The 25,353-nt window shown below is 63.1% G+C and carries 21 protein-coding genes; 11 read left to right on the forward strand and 10 right to left on the reverse strand.

Annotated features, from left to right (window positions below; translation table 11 throughout):
• Positions 1-3: 3 nt before the first annotated feature.
• The 3 genes from NKH23_RS21600 to NKH23_RS21610 all read right to left on the reverse strand — a co-directional run bounded on the left by NKH23_RS21600 (position 4) and on the right by NKH23_RS21610 (position 6,167).
• Positions 4-3,423, reverse strand: coding sequence for a helicase-related protein (locus tag NKH23_RS21600; protein WP_353035307.1), 3,420 nt, complete (start codon positions 3,421-3,423; stop codon positions 4-6).
• A 730-nt stretch (positions 3,424-4,153) separates the two neighbouring features.
• The gene (phbB, locus tag NKH23_RS21605; RefSeq protein ID WP_352909953.1) at positions 4,154-4,879 is read right to left on the reverse strand and encodes an acetoacetyl-CoA reductase; all 726 of its coding nucleotides are present in this window, start codon (positions 4,877-4,879) and stop codon (positions 4,154-4,156) included.
• Positions 4,880-4,982: 103 nt separating this feature from the next.
• Positions 4,983-6,167 (reverse strand): acetyl-CoA C-acetyltransferase, encoded by a 1,185-nt coding sequence (locus NKH23_RS21610; RefSeq protein ID WP_352909956.1) that lies wholly within the window; start codon positions 6,165-6,167, stop codon positions 4,983-4,985.
• Between the two features lie 278 nt (positions 6,168-6,445).
• On the opposite strand from NKH23_RS21610, the gene phaR reads away from it, so the two are divergent.
• Positions 6,446-7,054 (forward strand): polyhydroxyalkanoate synthesis repressor PhaR, encoded by a 609-nt coding sequence (gene phaR / locus NKH23_RS21615; protein WP_352909958.1) that lies wholly within the window; start codon positions 6,446-6,448, stop codon positions 7,052-7,054.
• Positions 7,055-7,163: 109 nt separating this feature from the next.
• Here phaR and NKH23_RS21620 read toward each other — a convergent pair whose 3' ends face one another.
• A complete protein-coding gene (locus NKH23_RS21620) occupies positions 7,164-7,610 on the reverse strand; it encodes a hypothetical protein (protein WP_352677913.1) in 447 nt (148 codons plus the stop codon).
• Positions 7,611-7,645: 35 nt separating this feature from the next.
• On the opposite strand from NKH23_RS21620, the gene NKH23_RS21625 reads away from it, so the two are divergent.
• Positions 7,646-8,365: a TetR/AcrR family transcriptional regulator gene (locus tag NKH23_RS21625; RefSeq protein WP_352909959.1), complete on the forward strand. Its 720-nt coding sequence runs from the start codon at positions 7,646-7,648 to the stop codon at positions 8,363-8,365.
• A 40-nt stretch (positions 8,366-8,405) separates the two neighbouring features.
• Here NKH23_RS21625 and NKH23_RS21630 read toward each other — a convergent pair whose 3' ends face one another.
• On the reverse strand, positions 8,406-9,554 hold the full coding sequence (locus tag NKH23_RS21630; RefSeq protein WP_353035309.1) for a citrate/2-methylcitrate synthase: 1,149 nt from the start codon (positions 9,552-9,554) through the stop codon (positions 8,406-8,408).
• Between the two features lie 92 nt (positions 9,555-9,646).
• Between NKH23_RS21630 and NKH23_RS21635 the strand changes: the two genes are divergently transcribed.
• The 6 genes from NKH23_RS21635 (at position 9,647) to NKH23_RS21660 (ending at position 17,896) form a co-directional block, all read left to right on the forward strand.
• On the forward strand, positions 9,647-10,735 hold the full coding sequence (locus tag NKH23_RS21635; protein WP_353035311.1) for a citrate synthase/methylcitrate synthase: 1,089 nt from the start codon (positions 9,647-9,649) through the stop codon (positions 10,733-10,735).
• A 199-nt stretch (positions 10,736-10,934) separates the two neighbouring features.
• Entirely contained in the window at positions 10,935-11,717 is a 783-nt protein-coding gene (locus NKH23_RS21640; protein WP_352909966.1) for a 3-hydroxybutyrate dehydrogenase, read from the forward strand.
• Between the two features lie 26 nt (positions 11,718-11,743).
• Complete coding sequence (locus tag NKH23_RS21645; protein WP_353035346.1) at positions 11,744-12,874, forward strand: patatin-like phospholipase family protein; 1,131 nt, start codon at positions 11,744-11,746, stop codon at positions 12,872-12,874.
• 379 nt (positions 12,875-13,253) lie between these two features.
• Positions 13,254-14,465 carry an efflux RND transporter periplasmic adaptor subunit gene (locus tag NKH23_RS21650; protein ID WP_352909969.1) on the forward strand — a complete coding sequence of 404 codons (1,212 nt, stop codon included), beginning with the start codon at positions 13,254-13,256 and terminating at the stop codon, positions 14,463-14,465.
• A 2-nt stretch (positions 14,466-14,467) separates the two neighbouring features.
• On the forward strand, positions 14,468-17,644 hold the full coding sequence (locus NKH23_RS21655; protein ID WP_353035313.1) for an efflux RND transporter permease subunit: 3,177 nt from the start codon (positions 14,468-14,470) through the stop codon (positions 17,642-17,644).
• Positions 17,645-17,737: 93 nt separating this feature from the next.
• Positions 17,738-17,896: a DUF3309 family protein gene (locus NKH23_RS21660; protein WP_023678456.1), complete on the forward strand. Its 159-nt coding sequence runs from the start codon at positions 17,738-17,740 to the stop codon at positions 17,894-17,896.
• Between the two features lie 66 nt (positions 17,897-17,962).
• On the opposite strand, the gene NKH23_RS21665 is transcribed toward NKH23_RS21660, so the two are convergent.
• A complete protein-coding gene (locus tag NKH23_RS21665) occupies positions 17,963-18,922 on the reverse strand; it encodes an SDR family oxidoreductase (RefSeq protein WP_352909974.1) in 960 nt (319 codons plus the stop codon).
• Between the two features lie 94 nt (positions 18,923-19,016).
• Between NKH23_RS21665 and NKH23_RS21670 the strand changes: the two genes are divergently transcribed.
• Positions 19,017-19,928 (forward strand): LysR family transcriptional regulator, encoded by a 912-nt coding sequence (locus NKH23_RS21670; protein WP_352714372.1) that lies wholly within the window; start codon positions 19,017-19,019, stop codon positions 19,926-19,928.
• Here NKH23_RS21670 and NKH23_RS21675 read toward each other — a convergent pair.
• From NKH23_RS21675 to NKH23_RS21690, 4 genes are all read right to left on the reverse strand, one after another.
• The gene (locus tag NKH23_RS21675; protein ID WP_352909976.1) at positions 19,886-21,067 is read right to left on the reverse strand and encodes an MFS transporter; all 1,182 of its coding nucleotides are present in this window, start codon (positions 21,065-21,067) and stop codon (positions 19,886-19,888) included. The genes NKH23_RS21670 and NKH23_RS21675 overlap by 43 nt on opposite strands.
• Positions 21,068-21,236: 169 nt before the next feature.
• Entirely contained in the window at positions 21,237-21,698 is a 462-nt protein-coding gene (locus NKH23_RS21680; protein ID WP_352909977.1) for a cupin domain-containing protein, read from the reverse strand.
• 166 nt (positions 21,699-21,864) lie between these two features.
• Positions 21,865-22,173, reverse strand: a complete 309-nt coding sequence (locus tag NKH23_RS21685; protein WP_352909978.1) for a DUF1244 domain-containing protein — start codon at positions 22,171-22,173, stop codon at positions 21,865-21,867.
• Positions 22,174-22,200: 27 nt separating this feature from the next.
• The gene (locus tag NKH23_RS21690; protein WP_352909980.1) at positions 22,201-22,998 is read right to left on the reverse strand and encodes an N-formylglutamate amidohydrolase; all 798 of its coding nucleotides are present in this window, start codon (positions 22,996-22,998) and stop codon (positions 22,201-22,203) included.
• A 286-nt stretch (positions 22,999-23,284) separates the two neighbouring features.
• Between NKH23_RS21690 and NKH23_RS21695 the strand changes: the two genes are divergently transcribed.
• Positions 23,285-23,731: a DUF1036 domain-containing protein gene (locus tag NKH23_RS21695; protein ID WP_473505739.1), complete on the forward strand. Its 447-nt coding sequence runs from the start codon at positions 23,285-23,287 to the stop codon at positions 23,729-23,731.
• Positions 23,728-25,158, forward strand: a complete 1,431-nt coding sequence (gene pyk, locus NKH23_RS21700; RefSeq protein WP_352613456.1) for a pyruvate kinase — start codon at positions 23,728-23,730, stop codon at positions 25,156-25,158. The genes NKH23_RS21695 and pyk overlap by 4 nt, the downstream gene beginning before the upstream one ends.
• The last annotated feature ends 195 nt before the right edge of the window (positions 25,159-25,353 follow it).

A 25,353-nucleotide genomic window follows, 5' to 3' on the forward strand; every position in this document is an offset into this window, starting at 1 on the left:
AGCTTACTTCTTCAGCTGGTCGCGCAACGCGGCGAGCTTGGCGAAGGGCGAGTCCGGATCGAAGCGGACCGGGCGTTCCTCACGCGGCTTTGGCTGGAAGGCGGGCTTTGCGCCTTGGGCGCCGCCTTTGCCGTCCTGCCGGCCAGCCTTCCAGTCGGGCCGGTTTTCGCGCCGGTCGGGGCGTTCGCCTTGCGGCTTGCCGGCGCGCTGCTCTCCAGCCTCGCCTTGCAGTTTAGGCTTGAACTTGCTGCGGTCGAAGCGCGGCTTGCCGGCGCCGTCGCGCTGGTCGTGCCGCCCCTGACGGGCGGGCCGGTCGCCCGGCGTCGGTTGCCCGCCGGCATCCACCGGCGCATTGCTGCGGCCGTCCGGCGCAGCTTGACCATTGCGCGCGCGACTGTCCCGATGATTGTCCCGGGGGCGGTTGTCATGCTGGCGATGACGCGGGCGCTGGTCGAAACGACCCTGCCGCCACAACAGGATGGGTTTTGGCTCCTCGGCTTCTGGAGCAGCTTCGCCGGCGACGGCTTCCGCCGTTGCTGCAGGTTCGGCCGGCGATGCTTCCGTAGTTTCGAAAACCGGCGGCTCTGCCGGTGCCGCAGCCTCAGTTTCCGCCCCAAGTTCCGCCCTTGGCTCAGCCGCTGATTCCGCAGGCGCTTCAGCAGTCGCCTCGGCGGCGGGCTGGGCCTCTTGCGTGCCTTCTGCCGCAGCTTCGGGGGCTGGAGCTTCCGGCTGGTCTTCCGCGACAGGCTCTGCCGCCGCTTCGGTTGCGGCTTCGGCTGCAGCCTCCGCAACAGGAGTCGCGTCCGACCCAGGCTCCGAAGCCTCCGCCGGCGGCTCTACCGCGGCAGATGCTTCCGCCATCCTCGCCTGCTCGGCTCGCGTTGCCTCTTCCGCCGCCTGCTTTGCAGCGGCAGCTTTACGCGCGGCATTGTCCTGTGCTTCGAGCCGCGCCTTGACCTCGGCCGCCGGTTTGGCATCGGCGCGATAGCCGAGCCCCTTCAGGATTTCTTCCATGTCGTCGGCGGTGGCGCCGAGGATCGACATCATCGGCGGCGTCACCATGAAGCACTGACCGTCATAGGCGCCGTCAGGGCGAGGCCCGAGGCCTGGCTTCCAGTTGGTCGCCGGCCGGATCAGGTCGGCCAGCCGCTCGAGAATATCGACGCGTACGGCACGCCGGCCAAGATTGCGGTAGCCGGCAAGCTTGTAAAAGGTCTTGTCGAAGGTCGGATCGATGACCACCGAGGTGCGGCCGGAGGCCAGTGCGTGAACGACATCGCCGAAGCCGGGCTTGTCCTTGCCGTCGTTTCTCAGCGCCCATAGCAGCGTTATCAACCCGGCCGGAGCCGGCTTGATCAGCGCCGGCACGAAGACATGGTAGGCGCCGAAGCGCACGCCGAGGCGGCGAAGCGCCGCGCGGCCTTCCTGGTCGAGCGACTTCATCTCGTCGGCAATGTCGCGACGGTTGATGAGGCCGAAATGTTCGACAAGCTGGAAGGCGATGCCGCGGCCGATGCCGGTGATCTGCTCGGCATTCTTGAGATCGACCAGCGGCTTCAGCAGGGATTCGATCTGGAAGTTGACGAAGCGCTCGGCGCGCGCCGCAACCTTGTCGCGGGCCGGGCCGGTGAGTTGCTCGTCGGCGAGCAGAACGAGACGCGGCTTCAAAGCGTCTTCGCCGGCAACCAGCGTGCCGATCGGGGCGCCGATCCAGCGCAGCGTGCCATCCGAACCCAGCGCAATGTCGCCATTGGCAGAGGCGCCGAAGCGCTCGGCCCGCGCCTCGAACTCGGCGGCAAGCGCCTTCTGCGCCGCCGCCCGCACTGCCTTGGCATCCTCGCCGCCGGCGCTCTGGTCGGCGGTGAAGCGGAAACCCTGCAACTCGCCGACGTGATGGCCTTCGACGAGGACGGTTCCGGTTGGGCTGATTTCGGCTTCAGGCATCGTGTTTTCTCTAAGGCGCCGCATGAGGACGGAAGTCCTGCGGTCTACAAAACGTTTCGTCAACCGCTCATGCAGCGCATCCGACAATCTGTCTTCGATTTCGCGCGTCTTTTCCTGCCAGTGTGCCCGATCGGCCAGCCAGCCGGGCCGGTTGGAGACGAAGGTCCATGTGCGGATCTGGGCAATCCTGTGCGACAGCGTGTCGATGTCGCCTTCGGTGGTGTCGGCACGGCGCACCTGCTCGGCCATGTAGTTCTCGTCGACATGGCCGTGCCTGGCAAGGTCCATGTAGATGGAGGCGATCAAGTCGGCGTGCTGGGCCGGCGCGATCTTCCTGTAGTCGGGCAGCGCGCAGGCTTCCCACAGCAGCGCCACGCGTCTGGCATCGGTGGTGAGTGCCCGGACATCCTCGTCGCGCGACAGATGCTCGAGCGCTTGCGCGTCTACTGCTGGCAGTGCGCGCGTCAGGCCTTCGACCGGGGCGTTGGTCTCGATCGAGCGCTTCAGCGCATCAAGGTTGGCGAAATCGAAATGCGCGGTACGCCACTGCAGCACTTTCACCTGGTCGAAATCATGCGCCTCGATCTTCTTGACAAGTTCCTCGTCCAGCGGATCGACCTGGCCGGTGACGCCGAAGGTGCCGTCGCGCAGGTGCCGGCCGGCGCGGCCGGCAATCTGGCCGAGCTCGGCCGCCGTCAGGTTGCGGTACTGGTAGCCGTCGAATTTACGGTTCTGGGCGAAGGCGACGTGGTCGAGGTCGAGGTTGAGGCCCATCCCGATGGCGTCGGTGGCGACGAGGTAGTCGACGTCGCCCGACTGGAACAGCGCCACCTGGGCGTTGCGGGTGCGCGGGCTGAGTGCGCCGAGCACGACGGCGGCACCGCCCTGCTGGCGGCGGATCAGCTCGGCGATGGCATAGACCTCGTCGGCCGAGAAGGCGACGATCGCGGTGCGCCGCGGCAGGCGGGTCAGCTTCTTCGAGCCGGCATAGGAAAGGTGCGATAGCCGTGGCCGGGTCACCACCGACACGCCCCGCAGCAGGCGCTGCAGGATGCCGTGCATGGTGGCCGCGCCCAGCAGCAGCGTCTCCTGGCGGCCGCGCAGATGTAGGATGCGATCGGTGAAGATGTGGCCGCGTTCGAGATCGCCGGCGAGCTGGACCTCGTCGATGGCAACGAAGGCGGCGTCGGTCTCGCGCGGCATCGCTTCCACGGTGCAGACCGAGTATTTCGCGCCCGCCGGCTGGATCTTTTCCTCGCCGGTGATGAGCGCAACCTTATGGGCGCCGACCTTCTCGCAGACGCGCGTATAGACCTCGCGGGCAAGCAGCCTGAGCGGCAGGCCGATGACGCCGCTTTCATGCGCCACCATGCGTTCGATGGCGAGATGGGTCTTGCCGGTGTTGGTCGGGCCGAGCACGGCCGTCACGTCTCGACCCGACAGGATCAGCGGTTCAGTGTGTTTCGGATGGATGTTCATCGGCCTGGAAATAAGGCTCTCTGCCTCGCATTGTCGGGAGCGCGCCCATATTGGCCGCGTATGACAGGCGACACATAGGGATTTCGGGCGCGAAGCGAAAGCGGAATGTGCCGAGGGCAGGCGATTGGTTGCTTCGAAGCCAGAAAATCTGTTCCCGATTAACAATTGGAACGAGTCTGGAACGAATCAGCTACGAATCACTGACTCCCGCTGATTCAGGGTTTGTTCACGGCTACATCTGGGCGTTCTGCCGGCGAGTCTCACCACATGCTGAATCACGGAAACTGGCCCGATTCATGCAAGCGGCATCCAAGCGAGCACCGCGGTTAACCTTTGCCGGTGAATGATCGTGGCCAGCCAATCTGCTCCGCCCAACATTATGAAATTATTGATGTTTCCTAATGCGCTTTAATCATTTCGAGGGTGTTTTCAGCTCTCGCCGTTAACGTTCCGCTCAAAGCCGGAACGAATCGGCGACGAATCAGCGATAGGCAAAGTTTCTTGGTTTGTTCACCGCAACATGTTGTGTTGTGAACAGCTTTTCCACCGAGAATCGACAGGCTGTCGGACGGGTTGTGCACAGGTTGCGCAGTTGCCGTTAACCTTTGCATGCCAGTTTCGGGCAGTGTGCGGCACCGCGATCTTGCAGCGGAGAAAGCTGCTATGGAACGGGCCGTTTTGCGGGGCCCGTTCATTCAGCGCGTATCTATCTCAACGTAAAGATAAACGGTCAGGCGATGTACTGCCCGCCATTGGCTGATATGGTCGAACCGGTGATGAAACCGGCATCGTCGGAAGCGAGGAAGACGACGCAGCGCGCGATCTCCTCCGGCTCGCCGAGACGGCCGATCGGGATCTGCGGGATAACGCGCTCGTTGAGGACCTTCTCGTCCATCGCCTTGACCATCTCGGTGGCGATGTAGCCGGGGCAAATGACGTTGACGGTGATGCCGGCGCGCGCGCCTTCCTGGGCCAACGCCTTGGTGAAGCCGATATCGCCGGCCTTCGAGGCCGAATAATTGACCTGGCCGACCTGGCCTTTCTGGCCGTTGATCGAGGAGATGGTGATGATGCGACCGAACTTGCGGTCGCGCATGCCGCCCCACAACGGATGCGTCATGTTGAAGACGCCGGAAAGGTTGGTGTCGAGGACCTCCTTCCATTGCTCTCGCGTCATCTTGTGGAACATCGCGTCGCGAGTGATGCCGGCATTGTTGACCAGCACCGAGACGGGACCGAGATCGGCCTCTACCTGTTTGATGCCGGCGGCGCAGGCCTCGTAGTCGGCGACCGACCATTTATAGACCGGGATGCCGGTCGCGGCCTTGAACTTTGCCGCCGCTTCCTCATTGCCGGCGTAGTTTGCGGCGACCGAATAGCCGGCGCTTTTCAAGGCGACCGATATCGCCGCGCCGATGCCGCGCGACCCGCCTGTGACGATTGCAACCTTTGTCATATGTCCTCCCGGGAAATGCAGATGACTGAGCGTTGAAGCGGCGGGGTTTGCCCTCTATTCCCTACTCGCTTTGCGCCAGATCCTATTCGTATCGCCTATCTCATCACAATGCTTCAACGCACATAGCAACACCCATGCCGCCGCCGATGCATAGCGTGGCAAGGCCTTTCTTGGCACTTCTGCGGCGCATTTCGTAGACCAGCGTGTTGAAGATGCGGGCGCCCGAGGCGCCGACCGGATGGCCGATGGCGATGGCGCCGCCATTGACGTTGACGATGGCCGGGTCCCAGCCCATGTCCTTGTTGACGGCGCAGGCCTGCGCGGCGAAGGCCTCGTTGGCTTCGACCAAATCGAGGTCGCCGACCGACCAGCCGGCCTTGGCCAGCGCCTTGCGCGAGGAGGGGATCGGTCCCGTCCCCATGATCTGCGGGTCGACGCCGGCGGTCGCCCAGGAAACGATACGCACCAGCGGTGTGATGCCGCGCCTTGCGGCTTCCGCTTCGGTCATCAGCACTACGGCGGCGGCGCCGTCGTTGATGCCGGAGGCATTGGCAGCGGTTACCGTGCCTTCCTTGTCGAAGGCGGGCTTGAGCTTGGTCATGGCGTCGATTGTCGCGCCGTGGCGGATGTATTCATCCTGGTCGACTATCGTGTCGCCCTTCCTGCCCTTGACTGTGAAGGCAACGATCTCGTCCTTGAATTTTCCGGCTTTCTGTGCAGCCTCGGCCTTGTTCTGGGAAGCCAGTGCGAACTGGTCCTGGTCGTCGCGGGTGATCTGGAACTGGCGGGCGACGTTCTCCGCGGTGTTGCCCATATGATAGCCATAGAAGGCATCGGTCAGGCCGTCCTTGATCATGGTGTCGATCAGCTTGAAGTCGCCCATCTTGACGCCACCGCGCAGATGCTGAGCATGCGGAGCCATCGACATCGATTCCTGGCCGCCGGCAACGATGATCCTCGCGTCGCCCTGGGCGATCTGTTGCATGCCGAGCGCGATGGCGCGCAAGCCGGAGCCGCAGAGCTGGTTCAGGCCCCAGGAGGTCGCCTCCTGGGGTACGCCGGCGGCCATAGCCGCCTGCCGCGCTGGGTTCTGCCCTTGAGCCGCGGTCAGGATCTGGCCGAGAATGACCTCGTCCACCTCCTTGCCGTCGACGCCGGCACGGACCAGCGCTTCCCTGACGGCGACGGCACCCAGTTCATGGGCTGGCGTGTTGGCGAAGGCGCCGTTGAAGGAGCCGACAGGCGTGCGCGCTGCGCTGGCGACAACGATGGCGTTGGAAGCGGACATGTTCTTCTCCAGGCTTTCGGGGAACGATTTCGGGTGCCGTCGGGGACTTTTCTTGCCCTTTCCACAACCCGAGTCAAACCCGAAATGGGTAGGGCGTTGCTCCGTCGCAAGCAGGCCGCGCGTCGCGGCGACGGCAGCCCATCCGTGCTGCGCAGCATAAAATGTTCTCGCACTGCACAAACTGCTTGGATTCATGACGCTTTTGCGCATATCCTTTAAAAAGGCGCAATCGTTACCGGCGGCTTACTTAAGCTGCCCGGTGTCCGGGGAGGATGCAGATGGCCGCAAAAGACGAACCTATTGTTATCAAGAAATATGCCAATCGCCGTCTCTACAATACGGGCACCAGCACCTATGTGACGCTCGAGGATCTCGCTGAAATGGTCAAAAAAGGCGAGGACTTTACTGTCCAGGACGCCAAGACCGGTGACGACATCACGCATCCGGTGCTGACCCAGATCATCTTCGAGCTGGAGAACAAGGACGGGCAGAACATGCTGCCGATCCCGTTCCTGCGTCAGCTCATCGCCTATTATGGCGATCAGATGCAGATGATCGTGCCGAGCTTTCTCGAGCAGTCGATGCTGGCCTTCTCGAAAGAGCAGGAACGCTTTCGCGAGCAGATGAAAGATGCCCTCGGCAAGTCGCCGATGGACATGATGAAGATCGCGACGCCAATCAAGGTGCTGGAGGAGCAGACGCGGCGCAACATGGAGATGTTCCAGAACGCCATGCGGCTGTTCACGCCGTTCCCGCCTGGGGGGTCTGCGCCGGCATCAGCACCGGCCGAACCGGCCAGGAAGGAAACATCGGAAAAACCCGACGACCTTCAGGAGCTGAAGGAGCAGATCGCCGCCATGCAGCGCAAGCTCGACACGATGTCGTGACTGTCGGCCGGCGAAGCGCCGGCCCAAATTTCCCCCAGCAGGCCCGTGTCAGAAAACATCTTCGCCTCGTAGGTGAAGGTGTCATCCATGCTCTATTTCGTGGCATGCCCTATTTCGTGGTCACCGTCACCAGAGCGGTAACAGGTTTGCCGTCTACTAGAATGGGCCGGTGATGATCATCGGCAAGAAGCACGCCGATCACGTGTCTGCCGGCGGCATCCGGGCAATGGCCGAAACGGGCCTTGATAAGATCACCGCCAAAGTCGCTGTTCATGCTGTTGTACGGCTTGCCGGGGATGTTGCAGGTGTCTCCGTTGGGATCGATCTTCATATGCACGTGGCCGCATTGCTTGATTTCCCCGCACTCACCCGCAGGGAGCAGCCTGAAGTTGCTCCTGACGACAACGCCTATCGCCTTCTCAGGAGCATTGCCTAGTTCGACAACTGAACCTGCCGTCGGCCAGACGACTTCCAGGGTGGGTCGATCCTCGGCCTCGGCAGATACGAGCGACAATAAGGAGAAAGCGAGGGCAGTCGTTGCGGTGATGCGAAACATGGTAACCTCCGTTGCGATGTAAACATCGATTACATATGCAGCGCTCGAACACAAGGGAAATAATCAGTGATTACATTCCGCTCTCGTGTTATTTGGCTGAGATGACCAAGACTACTGATTCCGACGAAGCCGGAGATGCCAAGCGATATCATCACGGCAATCTCGTCGAGGCCTTGATCACGGCAACCGTGGAGATCATCGAGGAACGGGGAGCCGAGCATGTGTCCGTACGCGAGGCCGCAAAACGTGCCGGCGTTTCACCCGGCGCACCATTCCGGCATTTTCGATCGAAAACAGCGCTGCTAACCGCAGTCGCCGAACAGGCCATGGATCGGCTGACAAAGGCTGTTGCCAAGGCGCAGTCGAAAATCGACAGCGCAGATCCCATTGAGGCCTTCGAAGCAATCGGACAAGGCTATCTGGAATGGGCAATTACCAACCCCACGCATTTCCAGATCATCAGTTCCCGAACCCTGATTGATTTTGAAGGGTCGGACAGCCTTCGTGATCAGAATGAGGCTATTCGGCGGACGATGATCGACTTGCTGACGCAAGCGCAACAACAGGGTCGGCTTGCTCCCGACACCGACTTTGATCATCTTGTGCTTGCCGCGCGTGCACTCGTTTACGGGTTGGCACGCATGGCGATCGATGGTCATTTCCGGGAATGGCATCCGTCCGAGCCGCCAGCCCTGGCCGCGCAGCGGGCTCTCCGACTTTTCATGAGCCGGATGACCATTCCATCTAAAGCTTAATTCGCCAGCACCCAAAAAGGGGCCGAGATTGCGCCGCCAGCTAATGGAACTCCGGCAACGGTCCCTGGTAGCGGGCGCGTGGTCTGATCAGGCCGCTGCTTGTCACCTGCTCCACGGCATGCGCGGCCCAGCCGACGCTGCGGCCGAGCGCAAACAAGCGGAACGGCGCATCGGACGGCAAGCGGAGGCTGCGCGTCAGCGCGGCCACGGCGAAATCGACGTTCGGGCGCATGCCCGTTGCCGCAAAGGCCGCATCGCAAAGCCGTACCAGCCCATCATCGACATCGATTGCGGCCAGCAACGGTTCCGCACGCGGATCGCCGTCGGGATAAAGCGGATGGCCAAATCCGGGCAGTGGCCTGTCGTGACCAAGCCAGCGTCCGACAGCCGCATCCGGCCCGAATCTCTGCGCATCCTCCGCCAACATCATGACCGCCTCCGCGGCGGCGCCATGGCGCGGACCGGAGAGCGTGGCGAGGCCGGCAAGCAGGCAGGCCGAAACAGGTGCGCCGGTGGACGCGGCGACCCGCGCGGCGAAGGTCGATGCGTTCAATTCGTGATCGGCCAACAGTACCAGTGAGCGGCGGATCAAGTCTGCGCCGGCCGCATCGAGCGACCATCCCCGCGCCAGCCTTTCGTGCACGGCACCAGTTCCGGGAATCGCGCCGAGCGCCTGAGCCAGAGCGGCGATGGCGCCGGCCGCATCGTGGTTGAGCGAAGCCGATCTGCGGCCGAGCGAAGGCCGGCCGTTAGCCGCCAACGCGGCCAATTCCGCGAAGGCAGCCGGCCGGCCAGTTGCGCCGTTGCCATGGCGGCTCGCCGAGACGAACGACACTGGTGCGTCGGATGCCCAAAGCAGGTTTGCCGTCTGCTCCAGCGTGGCAGTCTCGCAGATTGCAACCGCATCCTGGCCGCGATAGACGAGGCGGCCGTGCAAAACGGTCGAGATCGTGGTGGCGATTGCCGGCTCACCCCAGGCGATTGCACTTTCGGCGATAGCCTGGGGATTTCGGCCGCGCGCCCGCCGGCTCGCCAGCGCCGCGATGTCGTCGGCGCGATACTGACTGCGGCGTGGGTCGGCCCGATCCGGCCGCATGCCTATGCGTCCGCGGCTGACATAGGCATAGAGCGTCTGAGCGCGCACCTTGAGACGCTCTAAGGCTTCGTCCCGCGTCAGCCACTCCGTCATGTCAGCCTTGGCATGTTGATTCAGTTGATCAAGATTGATGGTCCAGTCGTCAACCCTTATCTACCGCCCAGAAAGGGTCAAGGAGAAAACCAATGGCGAATGGGCTCGATGATGTGGTGGCGGCGGAAACGGTGCTCTCCGATGTCGACGGTCTTGCTGGCCGCCTGACCATCCGGGGCCATTCGTTGCCCGAACTGGCAGGCCGCTGGAAATACGCCGAGGTGGTTCATCTGCTGTTCGACGGCTTTTTCGACGATCTTCCCGGCGACAAGGAACTGGCGAAGGCGATCGGTCGGGCGCGCAGCGAAGTGTTCGAGCAGATCGAACCCTTGCTGCCGTTTCTCGCATCCCTCGATATCTACAGCGCGATGCGCGCCGGCATCGCCGTGCTGCGGGACGGCGACAAATTGCCGGACGCGCTGCGGCTGGTTGCGGCACCCGCCGTGCTGACGCCGGCCTTGCTGCGCTTCCAGCGCGGCGAAAGCCCAATTGCGCCTGATAGCAAGGCCGATCATGCCGCCGACATGCTGCGGATGCTGACCGGCATGGCGGTCTCGCCGAAGTTGGCGAAAGCGCTCGATACCTATCTCGTGACGGTTTGCGACCATGGTCTCAACGCATCGACCTTCGCCACGCGCGTGGTCGCTTCGACGCAAGCCGGGCTTACTTCGGCGGTGCTGGCCGGGCTCGGAGCGCTCAAGGGGCCGCTGCATGGTGGCGCGCCAGGTCCGGTGATCGAGATGCTGGATGCGATCGAGGCGCATGGCGACGCCGCCGGCTGGCTGCGTGACGAGATCGGGCGCGGCCGCCGCATCATGGGCTTCGGGCATCGCATCTACCGCGTGCGCGATCCGCGTGCCGACGTGCTGAAAGCGGTGGTGCGGCAGCTTGGCGCCAAGGGCGAAACCGGCCACCGGCTGGCGTTTGCCGAGCGCGTGGAGCAAGCGGCGCTCGAAGTGCTTCGCATCGCCAAGCCGTCGCGCTCGATCCAGACCAATGTCGAGTTCTTCACAGCGCTCCTGCTGGAAGCGGCGGGCTTTCCGAAAGAGGCGTTCACCGATGTCTTTGCTGCCGGGCGCGTCGCCGGCTGGATTGCCCATGCGCGCGAGCAGCAGACGAGCGGACGGCTGATCCGGCCGCAGTCGCGCTATATCGGGACGGTGCCGGACCTCGTCGCCTAAGGATTTCTCCCCGAATGCTTACGGAAACCGGCCCGCTACAGCCGGTGCCGGACACTCTCTCGTCGAGATGAGAGAGGTCCTCATGACAAAAATTTCATGTCATTGCTCCACACATCCGCTGTTCTTAGGTGACAGAGAGCCTATATGCTGCAGTGCAGCATGGTTCCACGGGAGCCCGCCTCGAAAGGAATAAGCCGCCTTGACCGCCAGAAAAACCGCCATCGTCACCGGTTCCACCTCGGGCATCGGCCTGGCCATTGCCCACGCACTCGCGGCCGAAGGCTGCAACGTCGTCGTCAATTCCTTTTCCGACATCGCCGACGATCACGCCATCGCCGATGCGATCGCGAAGCACCACAAGGTGAAGACCGTCTACATCAAGGCCGACATGTCGAAGCCGGCCGAGTGCCGGGCTTTGGTGGCGAAGGCAGCCGAGGCATTCGGCTCGGTCGAAATCCTGATCAACAACGCCGGCATCCAGCATGTCGCGCCGGTGGAAAGCTTCCCGATCGAGAAGTGGGATGCGATCATCGCCATCAACCTGTCATCGGCCTTCCACACCATCGCCGCCGCCATCCCGCTGATGAAACAGGCCGGTGGCGGCCGGATCGTCAACGTCGCCTCGGCCCACGGCCTTGTCGCCTCGCCGTTCAAGTCGGCCTATGTCTCGGCCAAGCATGGCATTATGGGCCTGACCAAAACAGTTGCCCTGGAGCTGGCGCGCGACAAGATCACCTGCAATGCCATTTGTCCCGGCTATGTGCTGACGCCGCTGGTCGAGGCGCAGATCCCCGACCAGATGAAGGCCAACAAGATGGACCGCGAGACGGTGGTCCGCGAGGTCATGCTCGAAAAGCAGCCGACCAAGGAGTTCGTCACCGTCGAGCAGGTTGCGGCGGCCGCGGTGTTCCTATGCTCGGATGCGGCGGCGCAGATCAACGGCACGCACGTCTCTGTCGACGGCGGCTGGACCGCTCAGTGAGCCTTCCAGCGGTCAAGGGCCACGCTATGCCGAAAAACGGCAAGGCGGAAGAGCCAAAGAAGATCAACATCGCGCTGCAAGGCGGCGGTTCGCACGGGGCGTTTTCCTGGGGCGTGCTCGATCGGCTGCTCGAGGACGGGCGCCTCGATATAACGGCGGTTTCGGGCACCAGCGCTGGCGCCATGAATGCCGTGGCGCTGGCCGACGGTTTCGTCCGCGGCGGGGTCGAGGGCGCGCGGCGCAAGCTCGACGATTTCTGGCGTGCGGTGGCGGCAAAGGGCCGCTTCAGCCCGGTGCAGCGCATGCCTTGGGACGTCGCCTGGGGCAATTGGTCGATCGAGAACACGCCCGGCTATTTCCTGTTCGATACGATGTCTCGGGTATTTTCGCCCTATGTCGCCAATCCGCTCGCCATCAATCCGCTGCGCGACGTGGTCGAACGTGAGATCGATTTCGACAATGTGCGCGCCTGCAAATCGATGGAACTGTTCATTTCCGCTACCAATGTCGAGACCGGCCAGTTGCGGGTCTTCTCGGACGGCGAGATCGACCTCGACACGGTGATGGCGTCGGCCTGCCTGCCGCAATTGTTCCGTGCCGTCGAGATCAAGGGCGTGCCCTATTGGGATGGCGGCTATGGCGGCAACCCGGCACTGTTCCCGTTCTTCAAGACCGCGGCCACCGAGGACGTGCTCTTGGTGCAGATCAATCCGGTGGTCCGCGAGGGGACGCCGAAGAGCGCCAATGAGATCCAGAACCGCATCGACGAGATCACCTTCAATGCCGGGCTGTTGCGCGAATTCCGCTCGATCGCCTTCGTCAAGGAACTGATCGCCGCCGGCCGATTGCCGCACGGCGAATATCGCGACATCCGCATGCACCGCATCGATGCCGACGCAGCATTCAAGGATCTGTCGGCATCGTCCAAAGTCAATGCCGAATGGGCGTTCCTTGCCTATCTGCGCGACCTGGGCCGCACCGCAGCCAGTGATTGGCTGGAAGAAAACTACGACGCCGTAGGCAAGCGGCCGACGATCGATCTGTCCGGCGAGCTCGACGACGGCTTGAAGCCGGTGCGCGGGCCGGCGCCGGGCCGGCGCGTCAAGGAGTTTCCTGCGGCGCGCAAGCAGCCCGAGGCCGCCCGCCGTCCGGCCTAGAACGATTTACCGTTTCACGGAAACGCCGAACCGCTCTATCTTTTTTGACGCAATTCCGGACGGAAAACCGTTTCACACTTTTCCTGGAATTGTTCTGGCTCCTCCGCAAAGCAGATGACATCGCAATCTGTCCAATCATCCTGACACTTGCTGCCAAACCGCTGTTTTGGCGATCAACAGCCGATGCTGCAGCCGCATCTTTGCGGACAAAGCAACAATCCATCAACATTTCTGACTATATTGCGATGCAACTTTGAGGTAGAAGCGCGCTTCGCCGATCACGGCAATTTGAATACGGCCTCGCGCGCACCCATATCGGCGACGCGCCCCAAGTAAAAGATGCGGCCTGGCCGAACCCCGCGCACTGGAAAAAATGACGATGCCGAAATTCAGGTTTCACAAGCTTGCAGCCATTGTTGTGCTCATCGGGTTCGCCGGCTGGATGGCGACAGGCGAATTCTCGTCCGTCGGCAGCGCGTCCGCCGACAACAAGCCCAAGGCAGGAGAGGTCGAGCAGCCCAAGGCCGCCGACTCAGGTAAGCCCCAAACTGGCGAACAGGGGGCTGCCAAGCCGGGGACTGCCGAGGCAGAACAGCCCAAGGCGCCCTTGCGCACGGTCGCGATCATAACCCCGCCGCGGCGCACCTATGCACGCGCTATCCGCATTTCCGGACTGACCGAAGCCGACAAGCGCGCCGTCCTGGCGACACGCGTCGCCGGAGTCATAGACAAGCTGCCGGTCAAGCAGGGTCAGCACGTCAAGACCGGCGACCTCATCCTGATGCTTGCCGCCGAGGAAAAAATCTCGGCGGTCGACAACGCCAAGCAGCTTGTCGTGCAACGTGAGGCCGAGCTGGCTGCGGCCCTGCGGTTGATGAAAACCGGCAATCTGCCGACGCTGCAGCTCGATACGGCCCGCTCCAACCTGTCGCTGGCCAAGTCGCAACTGGACGCCGCGCAAGCTGAGCTCGACCGCAATGAGGTGAAGGCGCCCTTCGACGGCGTTATCGACCGGGTGCCGGTGGAGCTTGGCAGTTCGGTGATGCAGGGCGGCGAGGTGGCTACCATTCTCAGCCTCGATCCGGTGATTGCACGCGGCGAGGTCAGCGAACGCGATCTCGGCTATTTGAAGATCGGCGACAAGGCAAATGTGCGTCTGGTCAGCGGCCAGAATGTCGAAGGCATCGTGCGCTACATCAGCCGGGATGCGTCTTCGGCAACCCGTACCTTCCGGGTCGAAGTCGCCATCCCCAACGCTGATGGTTCCGTACCAGCCGGCATGACGGCCGAAATCGCGCTCAGCGCCCAGCCGACCGACGCCGTGATGCTGCCGCGCTCGGTGGTAACGCTCGGCGACAAGGGCGACCTCGGCATCCGCGCCGTCGACAAGGACGACAAGGTCGTGTTCTTCCCGATCGACCTGGTCGACGACACGCCGACCGGCCTGGTGCTCGGCGGCATTCCGGCCGACGCCCGCATCATCGTCGCCGGCCAGGAGCTGGTGAAGGAAGGCGAAGTGGTCAAGCCGGTCGAGGCCGACCAGGCGACCATTCAAAAGCTGTTGGGCGAAGCGACGACCGGGACGCAGTAATCATGGACATCGTCAAACTTGCAATCAGCAATGCCCGGCTGACCATTTCGGTCCTGGTCTTTCTCATCGTTGCCGGTGCGTTCGCCTACCAGTCGACGCCAAAGGAAGCGGAACCGGATGTTCCTACCCCTTATGTTTACATAAATGTCGCCTATCAAGGCATTGCGCCCGAAGACGCTGAAAGGCTTCTGCTTAGGCCTCTGGAGACAAAGCTCAAGAGTCTCAAGGGGTTAAAGGAGATGAAATCATCCGCCTATCAGGGCGGCGCCTTTGTCTTTCTTGAGTTTCTGCCGTCGATAAAAGTCGACACTGCGGTGACTGATACACGCTCGAAGGTTCAGGACGCGAAGGCTGACCTGCCGCAAGCGGCAGAGGAGCCGGTTATTACCGAGGTCAACATCTCCGAATTCCCCGTCCTTGTCGTGACGCTCTCGGGCGAGGTGCCCGAGCGCGTGCTGACGGCGGCGGCCCGCGAATTGCGCGACCGCATCGAGGAAGTGCCTGGCGTGCTCGAGGGCTCGCTGCAGGGTGCGCGCGACGACCTCGTCGAAGTTGTCATCGATCCGATGAAGCTGTCTTCCTACGGGCTGCAGCTCGACCAGTTGATCAGTGCGGTCGGCGCTTCCAACAGTCTTGTCGCCGCCGGCAACATCGAAGGGTCCGAGGGCAAATACGCGGTCAAGGTGCCGTCGCTTATCGAGACGCCAGAGGATGTGGCGGCGCTTCCGGTCGTCGCCGGCCCCAATGCTGTGGTGCAGGCCAAGGATATCGCCACCATCCGCTCGACCTTCAAGGACGCCGAGACGGTTACCCGCCTCGACAGCAAGCCGGCGATCGCCATCGAGGTGAAGAAGCGCATCGGCTCCAACCTGATCGATACCCTTGCCAAGGTCAGGGAGGTGTCCGACGCCTTCATCAAGACGATGCCGGAGGGCATGCACGTCACCTACACGCAAGACAAGTCCGTCTTCGTGAACCAGTTGCTCGGCGACCTGCAGAACCACGTGATGATCGCCGTCATCCTGGTGTTCATCGTTATCCTCTATGCCCTGTCTGGCCGTGCCTCGCTGCTGATCGGATTGGCCATCCCCTCATCCTTCCTGATCGGCATCCTGTTGCTGGCGATGATGGGCTACACGATCAACATGATCGTGCTGTTCAGTCTCATCCTGGCGGTCGGCATGCTGGTCGACGACGCCATCATCGTCACCGAATTCGCCGAGCGACGCATGAGCGAGGGCATGCCGAAGCAAGAGGCGTTCGCGCTTGCCGCAAAGCGCATGGCCGGCCCGGTCATCGCGGCGACGATGACGCGCATTGCCGCCTTCTCGCCGCTTTTGTTCTGGCCGGGCATCATCGGCGATTTCATGAAGTATATGCCGATTACGCTGATCGTGACGCTCTCGGCCTCGATGCTCTATGCGCTGGTCTTCGCACCGACGCTGGGCGCCATATTCGCCAAGGCGCCAGCACATCACCCCGACGACAATCGCGACGGCTGGTATATGGCCGTGGTCAAGCAGGCGGTGCATTATCCCATCACCGTGCTTGTCCTCACTGTGGCGCTGTTGTTCGGCGTCGGCTACGCCTATTCGAAATTCGGCGCCGGCGTCGAATTCTTCCCGAATGTCGAGCCTGACTACGGCCTGCTCTATGTCCACGCCCGCGGCAATCTTTCGCTTGCCGAAATGGACGCGGCCACCAAGACGGCGGAAAATCGGCTGCTCGGCTGGCCGGGCGTGAAGTCTGTCTATACCCGTGTCGGCAAGACGCAGGGCGGCGGCCAAGACGTTCCGGAAGACGTGGTCGGCGTGATCCAGTACGAATTCGTCGACTGGCGCGAGCGCAAATCGGCGAACTCAATCCTGGACGAACTGCGCGGCGTGATGGCCGACATTCCCGGTGTCGACGTCGAGGTTCGCGTGCCGGAAGCCGGCCCGCCCACCGGCAAGCCGATCCAGATCAGGCTTTCGGCCGTCGATCCGAAGGGCCTTGACGACAAGGCCCGCGCCGTTGCCGCGCGCATTGCCAAGGTGCCCGGCGTCATCGATATTTCCGACGGTCTGGCGCCGCCCGGCGTCGACTGGGCGCTTGAAGTCGATCGCGCCAAGGCGGCGCAGTACGGCATCAGCCCGACCGCGGTCGGGACGGTCGTGCAATTGGTGACCAACGGGCTGAAGCTCAGCGAGTACCGGCCCGCCGGCGCCGATGATGCCGTCGACATCAGACTGCGCCTGCCCGAGGATCGGCGCACGCTGTCGACGCTCGACGAACTCAGGGTGCAGACCGCGCAAGGCTCGGTGCCGATCTCGAACTTCGTCGTGCGCAAGCCGGAGCCGACGGTCGGTATCCTCAACCGCATCGACGGCGCGCGAACGGTGGTCGTCCAGGCCAACGTCGCTGCCGGCGCCCAGGTGGCTGCCGTCCAGCAGGAGGTCACCAAAGCTGTCGCAGACATGAACCTCGGCAGCGGCATTCGCTGGAAGCTTGCCGGTTCGAATGAGGACAGCGCGGAGGCCGGTGCCTTCCTCAGCAAAGCCTTCGGCGCGGCGATCTTCCTGATCTTCATCGTGCTTCTGGCGCAGTTCAACAAGTTCACCAGCGTCTGGCTGGTGCTGTCCTGCGTGGTCATGGCGACGATCGGCGTGTTCCTCGGGCTGCTGCTGACGGGAGAGGCATTCGGTATCGTCATGTCGGGCATCGGTGTCATCGCGCTGGCCGGCGTGGTGGTGAACAACAACATCGTGCTGATCGACACCTATGACCGGTTGCGCGAAGAGGGCTGGGACAAATACGAAGCCGTTCTGCAGACCTGCCGCGAACGTGCCCGCCCGGTGGTGCTGACGGCAGTGTCGGCGATCCTCGGCGTGCTGCCGATCGCTTTCGGCCTCGGCCTCGAAATCTTCCATCATGAGACGACGATCAACGCGCCGTCGACGCAATGGTGGATATCGCTGTCCTCGGCGATCGTCTTCGGGCTGTCCTTCGCCACCGTGCTGACGCTGGTGGTGACGCCGTCGATGCTGATGGTATTCACTCGCGCCAAGGTCAAACCCGGTGCGCGTCGGGGCTGGTTCAGCCGCCTGTTCGGGCGTGGCAAGCCCGAGATCACCTCGGAGGGCCTGGAGGCCGATCTGGGCACCGAACCGGCGATCGCCTTCCCGAAGGCCGCCGAATAGATCGACGTCCCCAATCAAGCAAAGGCCGCCCGGGAACAATGGGCGGCCTTCTGCATTGTTCCGTCATTGCAACCTCAAAGCGAGGATTTTCTGATGACGATCAGCACCATTCTCATCATTATTCTTATTCTTATTCTGATCGGCGCGGTTCCGGCATGGCCTCATTCGCGGTCCTGGGGTTACGGACCATCCGGCATCGTCGGCGTCATTCTGATCGTTGTCCTGGTGCTGCTGTTGATGGGCCGGATCTGACCGCAATCATTGGTCGTGACAAGCGGCGGATGACCATCTGGCCATCCGCCTTTTTTTGGTTTGTTGTTAGGCAACTTTTTGCGTCGTCTTGAGCGTGGCGATGCCGATATCCTCGAGCGCTTCCGACACTGCATTTTCCAGCGGCGTGTGCGGGATCGCACCGATAATGCCTTCCAGCCTGCCTGAAGCCAGCCGGTGCGGCTCGAAGCGGAGATAGGACATCGAAACGATCTCGCGCCACATCGCCACAAACGGGCTGCCGGCACGCAGCACCCACCACGGCATCGAGGTCAGTTTCAGCGAGCGCCCGAGCGCCTTCTCGGCGGCCGCCTTGATCTCCAGGTCGTATACCGCATGGCCAGGAAAGTTCAGCGCGTCGTAGGAGCCGAGCTTGTCGAGATTGTCAGCCAGCCCGACGAAGGCCTTGGCCAGATCTGGCAGAAAGGCCCATTCATGTACCAGATCGACCGGCCCCGGCGCGGTATACACGCCCTTGGTCATCTTGGCGGCAACAACCAGATCGAACCACGATCCGCCGCCGGTGCCGCCGAAGAAATCACCGGCGCGCAGCAGGATCGTGCGCACCCGACCCGCGTCGGCCTCGCGGCGAAACAGATCTTCCATCGCAACGCGGATACGGCCCTTTTCCGTCGTCGGGCGAAACGGCGTGTCTTCGGTGATCACCGCCGGCATCGGCGAGCCGTAATTGTAGACGGTGCCCGGGAAGAGATGCAGCGCGCCATTCGCCCGGCAGGCAGCCATCACATTCTCGGCCATCGGCAGGCATTTGCTCCAGTCGGTGTAGAGTGGGTTGAGGCCGTTGAAAATGATATCAATGCCGTCGGTGGCGCAGATCAGCGCATCGCGGTCGAGCGCGTCGCCGGCGATCGCCGTGGCGCCTTTGAGCTCCGACGGCACCTTGCCGCTGCGGGTGACGGCGCGAACGTCGTAGCCGGCATCGAGGAAGGCCTTGGCCACCGTGCGGCCGAGCCGGCCATTGGCGCCGAGAATTGCGATCTTGGTCATTGTTCGTCTCCGTGTTTGCGCTACGACCGCAATGTGATCTCCTCGCAAACGAATGAAAATTGACTAAAGCTGGCGGTCTGATATTCAATTTTGAATGGATATCGACTGGAACCTGATCAAGAGTTTCGTCACGGTCGCGGAGACCGGCAGCCTGTCGGCGGCCGCACGAAAACTTGCCGCAAGCCAGCCGACGCTCGGCCGCCACATCGCCGAGCTGGAACAGGCGCTCGGCGTCACCCTGTTCCGGCGCGGCCGGCGCGGCTATGCGCTCACGGAAGCGGGCAGCACGCTCTTTGAACGGGGCCGCGCGGTGAGCGAACAAGCGAGCGCCTTTTCGCTGCTGGCGCTGGGATCGGTCGAGGCGATCGAGGGCACGGTGCGCATTGCCGCCAGCGAGGTGGTGGCGGCCTATGTGCTGCCGGAAATGACAGCGAGGCTTGGGACCGAGGAGCCAGGCATCGAGGTCGAGATCGTCGCCTCGAACCAGGTCGAGAATCTGCTGCGTCGCGACGCCGACATTGCCATCCGCATGGTTAAGCCGGCGCAGAGTGAACTGGTCGCGCGCAAGGTGACCGACATTCCGCTCCGCGCCTGCGCGGCAAAATCCTATCTCGACCGGCGTGGCCGTCCGCGCGAGGCCCGCGATCTGGCCGGCCACGATCTGGTCGGCTTCGACCGCAGCGATGAGATCATTCGCGGCTTCGTCCAATTCGGCGTCGCGCTCACCCGCAATGCCTTCCGCTTCAGGACCGACAATCAGATCGTGCTTTGGGAGGCGGTGCGGGCGGGAAACGGCATCGGCTTTGGCCAGGAGCCGCTGGCTGAGCGCGATGCGCTGGTCGAGACAGTGCTGCCGGGTCTCCCGCTGCCGACGCTGCCGGTGTGGCTGGCGATGCACCGGGACGTGCGTACCAGCGTGCGCATCCGCCGCGTGGCGGATTTCCTGTACGAAGAGTTCAAGCGCTATTCAGCCGGTGCAGGCTCGGCAGCAAATTCGGCGCGGTGAGCGAGCCCAGCCATCACCAGCACGACGATCAGTAGCCCAGAGAGAGCGACGAAGATCGGGCCGAAGCTCGAGTGTTCGGCGATGAAGCCGATCGCCGACGGCGCCACCAGAATGCCTGAGTAACCCATTGTGGTGACGACGCTCATGCCGGTGCCGGACGCCATGCCCTCCTGGTTGCCGCCGGCCGAAAAGATGATCGGCACCATGTTGGCAATGCCGAGGCCGCAAAAGGCAAAGGCGGCAATGGCCAGCCAAGGCGAGGGAGCCAGCCCGGCCACCAGCATGCCGGCAGCAGCGGCAAGGGCCGAGGCGCGCAGCGTCGTAACGGCACCGAAACGGTTGCGGACGCCATCGCCGAGAAAGCGCATGACGGCCATGACGCCGGAAAAGGCGGCATAGGCCAGGCCTGCGATGGCAAGATCGGCGCCGAGCTCCTGCCTGAGATACAGCGCCGCCCAGTCGAGTACCGCACCTTCGGAGATCATCGTCAGCAGCGCCATCAGCCCAACCAGATAGACCAGCGGGTTTGCCGGCAGCGCAAATTTGTGGTGCTCGGCGACTGGGTGCTTGTCCTCGACGATCAGGTAGCGGATCGCTACGGCGATGACGGCAAAGGCAAGAGCCGTCACCACTGTCGCATGGGCGAGGTGACCGTAGTTCTGGATGGCGAAACCGCCCAAAGCGCCGCCGGCGAAACCGCCAAGGCTCCAGAAGCCGTGCGAGGACGACATGATGGCGCGAGCCAGCCGCCGTTCGACTGCCACTGCATTGGCATTCATGGCGACGTCCATGCCGCCGATCGAACCGCCGAAGATGAACATGGCCACGGCCGCCAAGGGCACGTTGGGGGCCAGAGCCACGACCAAAAGGCCGAAGCTGCCGACAAGTCCGAACCAGCACAGCACCGTGCGCGAGCCATGCTTCGAGATGAGATGGCCGCACCAGGTCATGGCAGTGACGGCGCCGGCGCCGAACAAAAGGATCAGCAGGCCGAGCGTGAACTTGCTGATGTCCAGCCGGGTCAGGAACACCGGGATCTGCGGCGCCCAGCTGCCGGTCAGGAAGCCGTTGGCGAGGAAGATGCCGGCCACTGCCCAGCGTCCACGAATCGCGATTTGCGTGATTTTCTGCGCGTCCATCGGGTAGAATCCGGTCCGGAAATGGCTTTGCGCGGCAAATTAGATCGATTCAATTCACAGTCAAGCGCTCTTCGCCGAAAGTGCTTGGACCAGACGGCGCCATGATGCGCCGGTCGGCGCTACGTCCTCTCGCGTCGGCCAACCATCTCGGCGGTCCACTCCGAAATCCCTACTGCTCGGGATAAGGCGTGCCGTCCTTGTGCACAAACCGGCCGTCGGCGTTGGTGCTCATCATGTCGATGTCGGAGCAGGTGGTTACGTCGGCGGGCCAACGCGAACCAACTTCGAGATAGATCGCTGTCGCGTCCGATTTGTTGATCATGTGATGGCCGTTGCCTGAGCCTTTCGGAAAGGCCGCGCAATCGCCGGCGCGCAGCACCGTCTCGCCGGCATCTTCGATGAGCGTCAGCTCGCCTTCAAGCACGTAGACGAATTCGTCTTCGTGCGAATGCCAGTGGCGCTGGCTCGACCAGTTGCCCGGCTGCAGGCGCATGAGATTGATGCCGAAGTCGGTGAGCCCGCCGGCGTTGCCCAGCCGCTGCCGCACGCGTTCGGCACAAGGTGCATCGAACGGCGGTGGATAGGATGAGCCCTTGCGTCCGGGCACGTCGGCAATGTCGATCTTAGGCACGGTAGTCCTCCTATTGGCGGCAAAAACCATTCGTGAAGGTCGTTCAGTGCGATGGATTGTGACCCTAGAACGGTTCATCGTTTCACGGAAACGCCGAACCGTTCTATCCTTTGTCTTTGACGCAAATTCCGGACGGAAAACCGTTCACACTTTTCCCGGAATTGCTCTAGTGATCCCTGGGGCGTCTTGCCTCGAACTCGGCCTTCTTGGCATCGGAGGCTTCGACCTGGTTCAGTGCCTGCCACTCGGCATAGGGCATGCCGTAGATGACCTCGCGCGACTCTTCCTTGCTGAGTTCGACACCTTCGGCTCGCGCCGCGTCGCGGTACCAGTTGGACAGGCAGTTGCGGCAGAAGCCGGCGAGGTTCATCAGGTCGATGTTCTGCACATCGGAACGCTCACGCAGATGCGCGACCAGCCGGCGGAAGGCAGCGGCTTCGAAATCGCGCTTTTGTTCGTCTCTGAGTTCGGTCATGTCCTATTGGCCTCCCTTGGGCCTCCATCATACCGGCCCGGTGCGCGAGCCGAATATTTTCACCGCATGTATATCGGCACGTCGATCTATCGCGTCAACGATCGGCGCCAGCCGTTCGGCCCAGGCGAGGGCACCCTTGCGGTCGGCGATCAGGTCCTGGCGGATCTCGAGCAGCGCATGGGCAAAGCCGTTGACGATGGCGTGCCTGAACATGGTATCGCCGCGCAGTGCGCCGTCATAGGGTTCATTATCGCCGACGATGAGGCTGTTGTCCTCGGCGAGCATGTCGATCAGCGGCCGTGCCACCCGGTCGTCGATGTCCCACAATATGCCGACGTGCCACGGCCGCACGTAACCCTGCATGGTCGGTGTGAAGGAATGCACCGAAAAGATGAAGGGTGCGCGCGCGGATGCTTGCGCTACAGAGGCGATCATGGCGCCGACGGCATCATGATAGGGGCGGTAAAAACGGTCCAGCCGTCTTTCGCGCTCCTCCGGCGCCATTGGGTAATTTCCCGGGATGACGGTGCCGTCATAGAGCTGGCGAATCAGCGTTGGATCGTCTTCGCCGCGATTGGGGTCGATCAGCAGTCGCGAAAAATTGGCAAGCACCGCCGGAACGCCGAGCAGACTTGCGAGTTCGCGGGTTACAGTCTCGACGCCGATGTCGTAGGCGATGTGGCGGTCGAACTCCGCCGCCGGCAGCCCGAGGCTGCCATACTCCTCCGGTAGGTCGCGGCGGGCGTGATCGGCCAAAAGCACCATGCCGCGCTTGCGGTCGCCTTCGACGATGTCGAAAGGCGCGAAAACTGTGGATCGGGTCATTGGCGGGAAAGGTCTGTTCGCTGGCTTCCGGGGAGGGTGGTATCGTCATTCCACGAAGAGAACGCTCGCGCAATGCCGTTGTTTGGCCACGGTTTCTGCCAAAAAACTGAGCAGGGGCGACAGCAAGCGCGCCAGAGCCTTCTAAATCGATTGGAATTGGACAGATCGGCGCGTTGACATGCGTGCGGACTTTTCCGAAAAGGGGCGTTGAGAGATGCAAATGTGGTTCTTGAGGGGTTTCGGGATGGGTTTCGCCGGCAGGCTGCGCGTGCGCCATGCCTTGGCCATGCCGCTCCTGATACCGGCCATGGGCCTTTTCGCGGTGATTTCGGCCTCTCCGGCACGGGCCGATTTCCGGGTCTGCAACGCCACGCAGAACCTGGTCGGTGTCGGCATCGGCTATCGCGCCAAAGCCGGCTGGATCACCGAAGGCTGGTGGCACATCGAAGGATCGAGCTGCAAGACGCTGATCGAGGGACCGTTGTCATCAAGATTTTACTATCTTTATGCAGAAGACGCCGAGCGCGGCGGACGCTGGGATGGCCCGATCAACATGTGCGTGGCCGAAAAAGAGTTCAAGATCGCCGGCGTTACCGATTGCGTCGCCCGGGGCTTTCAGCGCGCCGGATTCCAGGAATATGACACGGGCGAGCAGGCAAGCTGGATGGTCCAGCTGACTGACGAGCCCGCAACGGATGGCGCTCCAGCCGCCCCGGGAACAAACAGTCAATGAGACGCAGCCGCAAGGTCAAGATCCTCGCCACCATCGGTCCGGCCTCCTCGTCCGAGGAGATGCTGAAGAAGCTGTTCGAAGCCGGCGCCGACGTGTTCCGCATCAATATGAGCCACACCGACCATGAATTGATGCGGACGCTTGTCGGCCGCATTCGTGCCGTCGAGGAGGCGGTCGGCCGGCCGATCGGCGTTCTCGCCGACCTGCAAGGGCCAAAGCTGCGCGTCGGCAAGTTCGCCAACGGCAAAGAAGTGCTGACCGTCGGCCAGACCTTCACGCTCGACGACAATCCCGAACCCGGCAATTCGACGAGGGTCTACCTGCCGCATCCCGAAATCCTGCGTTCGGTCGAGGCTGGTCATCGCCTGCTGATCGACGACGGCAAGCTCGAGCTCAAGGCGGTCAGCAGCAACGGCAAGGCGATCGTCTGCACCGTCGTCGCCGGCACGACCATTTCCGACAAGAAGGGCGTCAGCCTGCCCGACACCGACCTGCCGGTCGGCGCGCTGACGGAAAAGGACCGCAGGGATCTCGACGCGGTTCTGGCGACCGGCGTCGACTGGGTGGCGCTGTCCTTCGTGCAGCGGCCCGAGGACCTGGCCGAGGCGCGCAAGATCGCACGCGGCCGGGCGCTGATAATGGCCAAGATCGAAAAGCCGCAGGCCGTCGCCCGGCTGGCCGAGATCATCGAGCTCTCGGATGCGCTGATGGTTGCCCGCGGCGATCTCGGCGTCGAGATGCCGCTCGAAGCCGTGCCTGGCATCCAGAAGCAGATCACCCGCGCCGCGCGCCGCGCCGGCAAGCCGGTGGTGATCGCCACGCAGATGCTGGAATCGATGATCACCGCGCCGGTGCCGACCCGTGCGGAGGTCTCGGACGTGTCGATCGCGGTGTTCGAAGGCGCCGACGCGATCATGCTTTCGGCAGAGTCCGCCGCCGGCGCCTATCCGGTCGAGGCGGTGGCGATGATGAACCGGATCGCCACCAAGGTCGAAACCGACCCGACCTATGCCGGAATTATCAACGCGCAGCGCTCGGAACCGGAAGCGACCGGAGCCGACGCGATCTCGCTCGCCGCCCGCGAAATAGCCGAGACGCTGAAGCTGTCGGCGATCATCACCTATACCGCGTCCGGCACAACCGGCCTGCGCGCCGCGCGCGAGCGGCCGCAAGTGCCGATCGTGGCGCTGTCGCCGATCCTCAACACGGCGCGGCGGCTGTCGCTGCTGTGGGGCACGCATTGCGTCGTCTCCCCCGATGCCAGCGACCTCGACGACATGGTCGACCGCGCCTGCCGCATCGCCTTCGACGAGGGCTTCGGCAAGCCGGGCGACCGCGTCATCATCACCGCCGGCGTGCCGCTGAGGACGCCGGGCTCGACTAACATGCTGCGCATCGCCTATGTCGGATCGGAAGTCGGGCGCTAATGTCGGCGGCGGCTGCCGGATGGGCCGGCTGCATGGCGCGTCGTAAACGCGGCGCCAGCCCGGCGCATCGACGGCAGTTGGGTTAGGATCGACGCCGAACTCCGCCAGCTTGCACCAGCCTGCGGCCGGCCGTGAAGCGCTTCGAAGGCCCTATCCGACTTGAGCTGGAAGTCAGTTAAGGTAATCTCTCCTGGG

The sequence above is a fragment of the Mesorhizobium sp. M1328 genome (genome assembly GCF_040318075.1).
Lineage (GTDB): Bacteria > Pseudomonadota > Alphaproteobacteria > Rhizobiales > Rhizobiaceae > Mesorhizobium.